11 protein-coding genes are annotated in these 12,213 nt (G+C 35.7%); 5 read left to right on the top strand and 6 right to left on the bottom strand.

The annotated features are described in order from the left end of the window. The first annotated feature begins 123 nt into the window (after positions 1-123). Both ICJ85_RS15250 and ICJ85_RS15245 read left to right on the top strand, forming a co-directional pair. A complete protein-coding gene (locus tag ICJ85_RS15250) occupies positions 124-567 on the top strand; it encodes an SRPBCC domain-containing protein (protein WP_188224667.1) in 444 nt (147 codons plus the stop codon). A 123-nt stretch (positions 568-690) separates the two neighbouring features. Next, positions 691-867: an ATP synthase subunit B family protein gene (locus ICJ85_RS15245; RefSeq protein ID WP_188215779.1), complete on the top strand. Its 177-nt coding sequence runs from the start codon at positions 691-693 to the stop codon at positions 865-867. Between the two features lie 76 nt (positions 868-943). On the opposite strand, the gene ICJ85_RS15240 is transcribed toward ICJ85_RS15245, so the two are convergent. The 5 genes from ICJ85_RS15240 to prfB all read right to left on the bottom strand — a co-directional run bounded on the left by ICJ85_RS15240 (position 944) and on the right by prfB (position 7,274). Beyond that, positions 944-3,490 carry an outer membrane beta-barrel protein gene (locus ICJ85_RS15240; RefSeq protein WP_188224666.1) on the bottom strand — a complete coding sequence of 849 codons (2,547 nt, stop codon included), beginning with the start codon at positions 3,488-3,490 and terminating at the stop codon, positions 944-946. Between the two features lie 101 nt (positions 3,491-3,591). Further along, positions 3,592-5,148: an FG-GAP repeat domain-containing protein gene (locus tag ICJ85_RS15235; protein WP_188224665.1), complete on the bottom strand. Its 1,557-nt coding sequence runs from the start codon at positions 5,146-5,148 to the stop codon at positions 3,592-3,594. 66 nt (positions 5,149-5,214) lie between these two features. Continuing rightward, a complete protein-coding gene (gene arsC / locus ICJ85_RS15230) occupies positions 5,215-5,556 on the bottom strand; it encodes an arsenate reductase (glutaredoxin) (protein WP_188224664.1) in 342 nt (113 codons plus the stop codon). Then, positions 5,553-6,167 (bottom strand): HAD family hydrolase, encoded by a 615-nt coding sequence (locus tag ICJ85_RS15225; protein WP_188224663.1) that lies wholly within the window; start codon positions 6,165-6,167, stop codon positions 5,553-5,555. The genes arsC and ICJ85_RS15225 overlap by 4 nt, the downstream gene beginning before the upstream one ends. Beyond that, positions 6,164-7,274 (bottom strand): peptide chain release factor 2 gene (gene prfB / locus ICJ85_RS15220; protein ID WP_188224662.1). Its coding sequence is split into 2 segments (ribosomal slippage): positions 6,164-7,210 and positions 7,212-7,274, totalling 1,110 coding nucleotides; the frame shifts between segments, so codons are not numbered across the junction. Before prfB ends, ICJ85_RS15225 begins: the two co-directional genes overlap by 4 nt. A 136-nt stretch (positions 7,275-7,410) precedes the next feature. Between prfB and ICJ85_RS15215 the strand changes: the two genes are divergently transcribed. Further along, on the top strand, positions 7,411-8,427 hold the full coding sequence (locus ICJ85_RS15215; RefSeq protein ID WP_188224661.1) for a threonine aldolase family protein: 1,017 nt from the start codon (positions 7,411-7,413) through the stop codon (positions 8,425-8,427). 2 nt (positions 8,428-8,429) lie between these two features. Here ICJ85_RS15215 and ICJ85_RS15210 read toward each other — a convergent pair whose 3' ends face one another. After that, complete coding sequence (locus ICJ85_RS15210; RefSeq protein ID WP_188224660.1) at positions 8,430-8,753, bottom strand: YbaB/EbfC family nucleoid-associated protein; 324 nt, start codon at positions 8,751-8,753, stop codon at positions 8,430-8,432. A gap of 65 nt (positions 8,754-8,818) precedes the next feature. On the opposite strand from ICJ85_RS15210, the gene ICJ85_RS15205 reads away from it, so the two are divergent. Both ICJ85_RS15205 and ICJ85_RS15200 read left to right on the top strand, forming a co-directional pair. Then, positions 8,819-10,960: a S9 family peptidase gene (locus ICJ85_RS15205; protein WP_188224659.1), complete on the top strand. Its 2,142-nt coding sequence runs from the start codon at positions 8,819-8,821 to the stop codon at positions 10,958-10,960. A 78-nt stretch (positions 10,961-11,038) separates the two neighbouring features. Beyond that, entirely contained in the window at positions 11,039-12,079 is a 1,041-nt protein-coding gene (locus ICJ85_RS15200) for a PLP-dependent cysteine synthase family protein (RefSeq protein ID WP_188224658.1), read from the top strand. Positions 12,080-12,213: the final 134 nt, after the last annotated feature.

The following is a 12,213-nucleotide window of genomic DNA, read 5'->3' as shown; positions in this document are numbered from 1 at the left end:
TCATATTAGAGTAAGAAAGAGGGACTTTAGTCCCTCGTGTAACAAACCTATGGACTTCAAGTCCATAGTGGTTTAGTAAATTAAGTCATAATTTTAGTGATCTCATTTTAATACAGTTTAATTATGTTACAGAGGGTAAATTTCAAGGTTGAAATTAGTGCTGAAAAATCTAAGGTTTGGGAAGTACTTTGGGGAGCTGAAACCTATCCGAAATGGACTAAGGTTTTTAGTGAAGATTCACAAGTAAAAACAGATTGGCAGGAAGGAAGCAAGGCTTTGTTTGTAAATGGGGAGGGCAGTGGTATGGTGAGCAGAATTTATAAAAGGGTAACCAACGAATTTATGGGCATTGAACATTTAGGCATGCTTGAGAAAGGTATTGAGTTGCCTCCAGATGAAAAGACCAAAGATTGGTTGGGTGCTAAAGAAGATTATACATTAACAAAAGTAAATGGACTGACGACTCTAGAGGTTGGTTTAGATACCGCCGAGGAATATCAGTTATATTTCGAGAAAACGTTTGTTGAAGCGCTTCAAATAGTAAAAGAGTTATCTGAAAATAGCTGAGCTAACTGTAATATGAAGGTTATAAATCTTGAAAACTCTGTTAATAAATTTTAGAATCATATTGTATTACAAAAAGCTTTATACTATCTTTGCTACATATTTTTTAAAAGACACTTAACAATTATGTTCGATTTTGACCAATATTTAGGATTTTTAGCATTTTTAACCATCTTAACCATAGGGTTTTGGTTAATGATTTTCTTATTAACGTTCGTAATTCCTTACTGGATTGGAGGCGCTTTAATTGAAAGAATGAAAGAAATTAGAGAAGAGAAAAAAGCTAAGCGTCAAAACGCCTAACATTTTTTGATAACATATTAATAAAAAAGGGAAGCTAATAATTTAGCTTCCCTTTTTTTGTTGGAGGAGGTTTGTTTTAAAAACCTCCCATATCATCGTCGTCCATGCCTCCGCCACCGTTAGGGCGTTCACGTTTCTTTTGTTGGTTGAATCTGTAAATTAAAGATAGATTAACCTGGCGTTGTCTCCATTGGAACTCGCTGTAGGTTTCAATACCTTCAGTGAATCTTGTTGATTTACGTTTTCTAGAGTTCAATAAATCTCTAGCATTTAACGACAACGTAGCATTGTTATTTAAGATATCCTTACTAAATGCTAAGTCTATAGAGAAAATACCTTCGGTTTCTCCTTGAGCGGTAGCACTCGGGCCACGGTAGTTCATATTGGTTTGCCAATCAATACTTGCAGGAAGCGTTACTTTACTACTAAAACGTGCGAACCAACTTGTGTTTTTAGTGCCATAATCAATACCATTAAATTCACCTTCTTTTTCAAACTGGAAGAAGTTAAAACTAGAATTAATGCGCAACCATTTTTCAGGGTTATACATAACACCAACTTCACCCCCCGTTCTGGTATTGTTCGACAGGTTTATAGGGATTCTTCGAGTAATTTGAATACCATCAGAAGTATAATATCCGGTATTTTCCTGAATAAACTCAAAGGAGTCTGTTTCGTATTGGTAGTAGATGGAAGAGGTTAAAGTTAATTTATCCCAACGTTTTAAGTACCCAATATCAAAGGCGCTTGCAAAGGCAGGCTCTAGGTTAGGATTACCTTGAAATACCGTTGTTCGGCTTGAACGCGATGGGAACGGATTTATAAACCAACTATTAGGTCTGTTAATACGTCTGTTATAACCAAATGAAATATTTTCTTCTGAATCTTCACTACCACCAGCTAAATTATATATCAAATTCACTGTAGGGAAGAGCCCTAAATAATTATTATCAAATGAAGTATCAATAGGATATCCAAAAGCTGTTTGCAGCTCTTCTTCGGTTAAACGAGAGTCAATATCGCCTTTAAGCTGTGTGTTTTCCAAGCGTAAACCCAATAAGAAAGAGAACTCTCCAAATTTGGTTCCGTATTGTGTGTACAGGGCATTTACATTCTGAGTATAATCAAAAATGTTCGTTAATGTATCGTTAACAAAGTAGCTACCATCGCTTATGTCTTCTTGTTGTAGCACGTAATCGGTTAATTTATTTCTGAAATTTCCACGATAACCAGCTTCAAAACGCGATTTATCATTTATAGGTAACACATAATCGGCCTGTAATAAATACTCTTTTTCATCTTCTACAGTGAAAACATTCTCATTTTGGAAAGCATCAGGATTGGTTTTATCAGTGAAAATGTAATCTTCGTTAATAACGGTCGATTTATCTTCTGAACCATTTTCATATTGAAAGTCGGCCGTTAATTGGTGTCCGTCATCGTTAAACTTAGTAATGTAGTTTAACGCAACCTGGTATTTATTATCATCTTCACTTTCCTGTTCACTTCTTAAGGTTTTTTCAACGATACTTCCGCCGTTGTAACGATCACTGGTATTAAGCGATAAATCGTCGTCGTTACCAAAATTATAGAATAAACTAGCCGTTACAGAAGTTTTATCACTTAAGAAATATTCAATTCCTGTATTGGCATTGTAATTTCTATTAAGGCGATCGACCTTTTGATCCTCAATAATTCTTTCGTATTCCGGATTAGTAGTTACCCCGTCTACGGTTGTTGCTGAGTATTTACTATCGTTAAAGCTAATTCTTGGAGGTGCCGAATAACGAAACCCTAAATTAGAAAACAGGTTGAATTTTTCTGTACGGTAATTTAAATTAGCAGATACCCCTACATTATCTGGATTTCCCAGCGTTAAGTTAAAAGATCCGTTAAACCCTAATGTTTCCTTTTGTCTTAAAATGATATTTAAAATACCCGCAGTACCCTCGGCGTCGTATCTTGCAGAAGGCGATGTTATCACTTCAACACGCTCGATAGCTTCAGCCGGTAACTGACTGAATATATTGGTGTCGCCAAATCCTGCCATAGCAGAAGGTTTTCCGTTAATTAAAATTCTAACATTTTCATTTCCTCTTAAACTAATGGCGCCTTCAACATCAACAGATACAGACGGTACATTGTTTAAAGCGTCGCTAACCGTTCCTCCGGCAGTGGTTAAATCTTTACCAATGTTATATATTTTTTTGTCGAGTTTTATTTCAACCGTAGTTTTTTCAGCAATAATTTCAACCTCGTCTAAAGCAGCTAAGTTTTCAACAAGACCAATAGTTCCTAAATCTTCGTTTTTAGTTAGGTTTTTATTGTTAAGTGTAACTTTTTTGTAAGATATGTATTCGATAGTAATATCATAAATACCTTTAGCAACAGGGATACTAAAATTACCATTGGTGTCTGTTATACAGCCGTCAACAATTTTATTTTCAGATTTACTGAAAAAGGCAACAGTTGCATATTCTAAAGGTATTTTAAGGTCTTTATCAATTACACGTCCTGTAATAATGATATTTTTTTCAGCGACAGGATCTGTGCTTTTGGGTTGGGCAATAAGTGAAAATGTCAAGCCAAAAATTGAAAAGACAGTTAGTAGATATTTGGTCATAGTTGTTTTTTAAAGTATTAGACTTCAAAAAAACATATAAGTTTAGTAGGGTTTTGTTAAAATAAAGTTAATTAGCAAGTTAACCAGATGTTACCAAGTAGTTATTTTTTTTGCGTTAGTAAAAGCACCTGCGAGAAGTTAGCGTGACCAGCAGAAGTCGCTGCTTTTCCCATTTCTGATATATTATAAATGAACGACCCTAAGAGAACATCATCTTTTTTGTCGTTGTTAAAATCGGCAATTTCCATAGTTAGCCATTTTCCGTCTTTCGCCTGGGGTAAATGCGATGCCGTAAAATTCATGTTACCATCATTCTGCAGATAAACAAAACTTTCATTAGGCCTATCTAATTGCGAATAAAAAGAAATGGCTACAATATCTAAATCGTTATCACCATCAAAATCACCAGTCATAACTTTACTACACCCGCTAAAAGGGTAGAAGTAGCTTTCTTTAAAATGGTTTTTACCATCATTTAGGTAAATTCTAAATCCGTGATAGGGTTTTTCTATAGGAGATAAATCCCAATTATCCCCGTTACTTACAATAAGGTCGCTAAATCCGTCTTTATTTATATCTACCAGATCCAGATAGCTAACACCATATACAGGCGGAAATTCAACTACCTTATCTTCTTCAAAAATACCATTACCTTGATTGTAAAAAACGGAAACGCGCTCAAAAGCCTGAGCCATTAAAGCAATTACATCTGGTTTACCATCGTTGTTCATATCTTTTATATAGGCTACACGGGCTCCGGGAAGGTAACTTAATACATGTTCCTTATTAAGGTCAAAATCCTCGAACCAGGATAGTTTACCCGTATAATTTCCAAAATTACAAACAACTACATCTTTTTTATTATCATTATTTAAATCGCCAGTAACAAAATGTACGGGACGTTTTAAGTTTTGAATAAAAATATTATCGTTACTGTTTTGAGAAGGATAGAGGCTGGCCAGCATACCTTTTTCTTGGTCTGAAGGCGCAAAATGACCTATACCTAAAATTAAAGGCGATTTATTATCTCGAAATTCAGCATGAGTGGCGGGGCTGTTTAATTTCCAATGGCCCGTTAATTCCCCTGTGTTTTTTACCGCATAGAGATTGTTGAAATCTCCAATGTATAATTCCGAAGTTTTTTTATTGTATTCCAACATAGTAACCATTGGCATTTTGTTATCGCCAACGGTGATATATTGGGCTTCGAAAGGCATTAAATTGTTGTTAACAGGTGTATTGTTTTTAGCAACCGGAAGTTTTGAGGGTGCTTCGCTTTTATAGTATTTTACAATTTTTTCCCAGTCATCATCCAGAATAATTTGATTATTCGGAAAGATGTTCAGGCTTTTTATAATTTGAATTTCTTTGGGATCTAAATCTTTATAAGGGTCGGTTTTTGAATCTTTAACCCCTAAACGAAGTCCCATATTTGGTAAAACTTTATCTGTCCAGGTGGTTTTGTCTAATAAATTTGGTTCAGGAAAAAGGTGACACATAGTACAGTATCTTTTCGCCAATTCCCGTCCACTCAATTGTTCGGTGTTTTCTAATTTAGTTACCGGTACGGTAGTTGTTTTAGAATATGATGTAAGGGTAAAAAAAAGTAATGCCGATAGCATTACCAAGGGAAGGACATAAGCCAATACTTTTTTCATACTTAGGAAGGTCAGTTTTAAAAAATTAAATATAAATAAAAACCTTCCTAAATATGATTTCAGAATTTAAAAAATTTCAGCAATTTTTTCTGTTGGTCTTCCAACCACGCCTTTATCGCCATTTATGACTATTGGGCGTTCTATTAATTTCGGATTTTCAACCATAGCCTTTATGATTTGTGAATCACTCAAGTCTTTTCCTTTGTAATCGGATTTCCAAACGGCTTCATTTTTTCTAACTAATTCTATTGGAGTAATTCCTAAAAGCTTAATAATTTCCGTTAATTCGGCTTCGGTAGGAACGTTTTCAAGATATTTCACAATTTCGAAGTCTTTACCAGCATCTTCTAAAAATTGTACACCTAAACGAGATTTACTGCATCGGTTGTTGTGATATATTTTAATCATGAGATATGAATATTATAAGATTTTAAATCGTCAATTAATTGTTCTGGATTTTTAAAGTGAATTCCGTTTATTTTTAATGCTTTTGCGGCCTCGATATTTCGGAGATTGTCATCAATAAAAAGCGCGTTTTCAGGAGTGATATTGAAACGGTCTAACGTAATGTCGTAAATGTCTTTAAAAGGTTTTCTGGTGTTTTCATCTCCAGAAACCACAATACCATCAAACCACTTTAAAAATTCAAATCGTCTTTGGGCGATAGGGAAGGTTTCGTTACTCCAATTGGTTAAAGCGACCACTTTATAGTTTTTAGACTGAATGAACTTGTCTAATATAGCTACTGTGCCTTCGATGACTCCTCCCAGCATTTTTTCCCAATCACCGTAAAACATACGGATATACGATTCGTATTCAGGGTGTTTATTTACTAAATCTTCGGTGGCCTGAGCTAGTGGATAGCCAGCATCCTGATTTTCATTCCAGTCGCCAGTGCATATGTTTTGTAAAAACCAAGTTGTTTTTTCTTTGTCGCCATTAAAGGCTTCTAAAAAGACATACTCAGGATTCCAGTCGATAAGTACGCCGCCTAAATCGAAAATTATAGTATCTATCATAGTGTGTTCTCGTCTTCAACTTGTTGTCCCATCATCATGAGATAGGCTTTTAAAAACGGACCAATATTTCCATCCATAACGGCATCTACATTACTGGTTTCGTGACTTGTCCTAACATCTTTAACCAATTTATAAGGTTGCATGACGTAATTGCGAATCTGGCTTCCCCATTCAATTTTCATTTTACTAGCCTCAATATCTTCACGCTGCGCCATTTGCTTTTGCAGTTCAATTTCATAAAGTTGAGATTTAAGCATTTGCATGGCACGTGCACGGTTATCGTGTTGCGAACGGGTTTCGGAACATGAAATTTGAATACCTGTAGGCTTGTGCGTTAACTGAACTTTAGTTTCTACCTTATTCACGTTTTGCCCACCGGCACCACTTGATCTGGCAGTTGTAATTTCAATATCAGCAGGGTTGATTTCAATTTCAATGGTGTCATCAACCAGTGGATACACATATACCGAGGCAAAACTAGTATGACGCTTTGCATTACTGTCAAATGGAGAAATACGCACTAAACGATGCACCCCATTTTCACCTTTAAGCCAGCCGAAAGCGAAGTCGCCTTCGATTTCTAATGTTACGGTTTTTATCCCTGCAACATCACCTTCCTGAAAGTTTAATTCTTTAACCTTGAAGCCGCTTTTTTCGGCGTACATTAAGTACATGCGCATTAGCATACTTGCCCAGTCGCAACTTTCGGTACCGCCGGCACCAGCGGTAATTTGAAGTACGGCACTTAGGCTATCACCTTCATCAGAAAGCATGTTTTTAAACTCAGTATCTTCTAAAAGCACAGAAGCTTTATCGTACTGGTTTTGTACATCTTCTTCGGTAGATTCACCTTCTTTATAAAACTCATAAAGAACATCTAAATCTTCAATAAGTGTTTTTATGGTGTTGTAATCTTCAACCCATTTTTTTTTCACACGAAGCGATTTCATAATAGCTTCGGCAGCTTTTGGATCGTTCCAGAAATCGGGGTCAAAGGTTTTTTCTTCTTCGTTTTGTATTTCAATAAGTTTTCTATCTAAGTCAAAGATAGTGCCTTAGTTTATCAAGGCGGGTGTTAAGATCTTTAATTTGATCGGAAGTTATCATATGTCAATTTTATAGTATTCGCCAAGTATTGGCTTTTATTTTCAACAAAAATAAAATTTAAAGGAAGAGCAGAAAAGTATTGTTGAGATAATTTTATAGTTTTACTCGACAATTGAGCTTTTAATTTCTTTTTTAGATGAAAATAGATTTACGCAGTGATACCGTTACAAAACCAAGTACAGACATGCTTGAGGCCATGATGCAAGCACAAGTTGGGGATGATGTCTTCCGCGAGGATGAAACCATGAATATTCTTGAAAAACGAATTGCAGACATGTTCGGAAAAGAGCAAGCCTTGTTTTTTCCGAGTGGTACGATGGCCAATCAAACGGCTATAAAATTACATACCAATCCGGGAGAACAGGTGATTTGTGATAAGTATGCTCACATCTATAATTATGAATCGGGCGGAGCGTCTTTTAATAGTGGCGTGTCCTGTAAATTGATAGATGGCGATCGAGGTATGTTTACTGCAGATCAGGTTGTAGAAGCTATAAATCCGGATGCTTATTACTATGCGAAAACCAGTTTGGTAGAAGTTGAAAACACGACTAACAAGGGCGGTGGTGCGTGTTGGGATTACCAAGAATTATTAAAGATAAAGGAAGTTTGCAATACCCATAATTTCGGATTTCATTTAGACGGTGCGCGATTATGGCATGCGTTGGTTGCAAAAAATGAAACGCCCAAACAATATGGTGATGTATTCGATACGATTTCGGTGTGCTTAAGTAAAGGTTTGGGATGCCCTGTCGGATCGGTTTTAGTAGGAGATGCCGATATAATGAAGGAGGCCTTAAGAGTCCGTAAAATATTTGGTGGTAATATGCGTCAGGTGGGGTATCTGGCGGCTGCCGGGTTGCATGCTTTAGATAACAACATTAATCGTTTAGCAGAAGATCATAAAAAGGCTAAAGAGTTAGGAGAAGCGCTTGGTAAATTATCAGCGGTAAAATCTGTAGAGGCGATCGAAACAAACATTGTTATTTTTGAATTGCACGCAGATGTTGATGAGAATGCTTTCTTAAACAAATTAGAAGAAAATAACATTCATATTATTGGTATGGGTGGAGGTAAGCTACGCATGGTAACTCACCTCGATTATACCAATAGTATGCATGAAAAAGTTTTGGAGTGTCTCCAAACTTTTTAGGTTTACTTAAATAAATCCATACCGGGTATGTTTGGCATACCTTCTTTAGCAACGGCAGCTAATTCAGCTTCGTTTACTTTAGTCGCTTTTTCAATAGCCTTGTTTAAAGTTAGAATTAAATAGTCTTCAAGTTGCTCTTTATCTTCTAGAAGCTCATCGTTAATGTCAATAGACTTAATAGTTCGGTTTGCGGTTAATGTAATTTTTAATTTGTTGTCATTACTAGACTCATCAATTAAAACAGTGTCCAAACGTTTTTTTGTATCTTCAACTTTTTGCTGGGTTTCTTTAAGTTTTCCCATCATATTCATCATATCTCCAAACATAGTGTGTGATTTTTTGTGGCAAATTTAGGGATTCAAGTTAAAATCAGAATTAAATTTCTTGAAAAATGAAAAACATCAACATTATATTAATCATTAGCATTATTTTTGCGAACTCGTGTAAAAAAGAAGCGAAAATGACAGAAAGTAAAGTTTTAGCAACTCCACCAAAAGCTACCATAAAACCAAAGGAACTTACAATGCATGGCGATGTAAGGATAGATAATTACTATTGGTTAAATGAAAGAGAAAACCCGGAAGTGATTGATTATTTGAATGCAGAGAATGACTATACCAAGGCAGTCATGTCTCATACCGAAGGGTTTCAAAAAGAGTTATTTGAAGAGATGAAAGGCCGAATTAAGGAAGACGACACTACAGTTCCTTACAAATTAAATGGCTATTGGTACATTACACGTTACGAAAAAGGGAAGGATTACCCCGTTTATGCCAGAAAGAAGGAAACCTTAGATGCTCCTGAAGAAGTTTTGTTCGATTGTAACGCTATGGCGGAAGGGCATTCGTTTTTCAATTTAGGTAGTATTTCTATCAGCCCGGATAACACCATGGCAAGTTTTTCATTAGATACCGTTGGAAGACGCCAGTACACTATTCAAGTTAAGAATTTGGTAACTGGTGAAATTTACCCTGATAAAATCGAGAACACAACTAGTAGCAGTACCTGGGCAAGTGATAATAAAACTTTGTTTTACTGTATAAAAGATGAAGTAACCCTTCGTTCTAGTAAAATAATGAAGCATAAATTAGGATCAGAGGCTAAAGATGATGTTGAGGTGTTTCATGAAACCGATGATACCTTTAACACGTTTGTGTATAAAACGAAATCTAAGAAATACATTGTTATTGGATCTTCAAGCACGTTAACAACAGAATATCGTATTTTAAATGCCGATACTCCGGATGGAGAATTTAGAATGTTTCAGGAGCGTCAACGCGATTTAGAATACAGCATAGCACATTATAATGATCAGTTTTATATTATCGCAAATAATGATGGCGCTACCAATTTTCAACTTTTAAAAACGCATGAAGATGCTACAAGTATTGAAAACTGGCAAGAAGTTATTTCGCATCGTAAAGATGTTCTACTAGAAGATATTGAAATTTTCAAAGATTATTTAGTCGTTAACGAGCGTGAAAACGGATTGAATAATCTTAGAATTATGAGTTGGGACGGTAAGGAAGATTATTATTTACCGTTTGAAAGTGAGACTTACACGACATATATTGGCAACAATCCGGATTTTGATAGTGATGTGTTACGTTACGGTTATAATTCGCTAACATCACCAAGTTCTGTGGTGGATTATAATTTCAAAACCCAAACCAAAGAGATTAAGAAGGAACAAGAAGTTTTAGGAGGTAAATTCGATAAGAATAATTACGAATCCAAACGTGTTTGGGCAACAGCTCGTGATGGTGTAAAAGTGCCAATCTCCTTAGTCTATAAAAAAGGTACCAAGCTAGATGGCACAAGTCCGTTGTTACAATATGCTTATGGTTCTTATGGTCACACTATCGATCCGTCATTCTCATCGGTACGTTTAAGTTTATTAGATCGTGGGTTTATTTATGCGATTGCGCATATTCGCGGAGGCGAATATTTAGGACGCGACTGGTACGAAACAGGAAAACTCTTAACCAAGCTGAATACCTTCTATGATTTTATCGATTGTTCGAAATATTTAATAGAAGAAAATTATACGTCGGCAGACCATTTGTATGCCTACGGAGGTTCAGCCGGAGGTTTGTTGATGGGAGCAGTAATGAATATGAATCCCGAATTATATCATGGGATTATTGCAGCAGTACCTTTTGTAGATGTTGTAACAACCATGCTGGATGATTCTATTCCGTTAACCACAGGAGAATATGACGAATGGGGAAATCCAAATGAAGAGGAATACTATCACTATATGAAATCATATTCACCATACGATAATGTAGACGCTAAGGCTTACCCAAATACTTTAGTAACAACTGGACTTCATGATTCACAGGTGCAATATTGGGAGCCGGCAAAATGGGTGGCGAAGTTACGAGAATTAAAAACCGATTCGAATAAATTGTTATTACACACCGATATGGATTCTGGTCACGGAGGTGCTTCAGGACGCTTTGAAAGTCTAAAAGAAGTCGCGTTAGAATACGCCTTTTTATTAGATTTAGAAGCAAGTTATGGTCAGTAAAAAAAAAAAACTTATTTTTGTCAGGTTTTAGGTTGCAAATATTTTCAGTAATATTACCGTAGCTTATAAAAAGCATTTATGAAAAACAAAAAACAGGTTTTCGACAATGTATTAGATTTAGTGGGGAACACCCCGCTAATCAAGCTTAATAGAATGGTCTCAAATTTTAAAGGCAACTTCTACGCAAAAGTAGAGTCTTTTAACCCTGGGCATTCTTCTAAAGACAGAACAGCACTTTACATTATCGAGCAAGCAGAAAAGAAAGGTATTTTAAAACCAGGCGATACCATTATTGAAACAACATCAGGAAATACTGGTTTCAGTATAGCCATGGTAAGTATCATTAAAGGGTATGAGTGTATTTTAGCAGTAAGTTCTAAATCTTCACCAGATAAAATAGACATGTTAAAAACCATGGGAGCAAAAGTATTTGTTTGCCCGGCTCACGTTCCTGCAGATGATCCCAGATCTTACTACGAAGTTGCAAAGCGTATTCATGAGGAGACTCCTGGATCGATTTACATCAATCAGTATTTTAATGAATTAAATATTGATGCGCATTACGATTCAACAGGTCCAGAAATCTGGAATCAAACCGAAGGTAAAATCACGCATTTAGTAGCTTGTAGTGGTACCGGAGGAACAATTTCAGGGACGGCAAGATACTTGAAAGAGCAAAATCCAAACGTTAAGATAATTGGTGTTGATGCTTTTGGGTCTGTAATTAAAAAATACCACGAAACTAGAGAGTTTGATAAAAATGAAATTTATCCGTACCGTATAGAAGGTTTAGGTAAAAATTTAATTCCTGGTGCTACAGATTTCGATATTATCGATGATTTTGTAAAAGTAACCGACGAGGAAAGTGCTCATACCGCGAGAGAATTAGCAAGAACCGAAGGTTTATTTTCTGGATATACTTCAGGAGCGGCTATGCAAGCCATAAAGCAACTAGACGAAAGAGGAGAGTTTAAAGAAGGAGATCAGGTAGTTGTTATATTTCCAGATCATGGATCGCGATATATGAGTAAAGTATACAGTGACAAATGGATGCAGGATCAAGGTTTTTTTGATGCTCAAAATGAGGTTGCTGCAGAAAATATTCAGTACGTAAAATAAGTGCAAAAACAATATATATAAAGAGATGATAATTGTTTCAAAAACAAGAAATCATCTCTTTATTTTTTTTGTAAATAATTGAACCCTAAAAATTATGTACAAAGAATTTAAATATTTAATTTTGCAGCAGCTAA

Source organism: Aestuariibaculum marinum (assembly GCF_014596975.1).
Classification (GTDB): Bacteria; Bacteroidota; Bacteroidia; order Flavobacteriales; family Flavobacteriaceae; genus Aestuariibaculum; species Aestuariibaculum marinum.
This window is presented reverse-complemented; position numbering and strand designations above follow the sequence as displayed.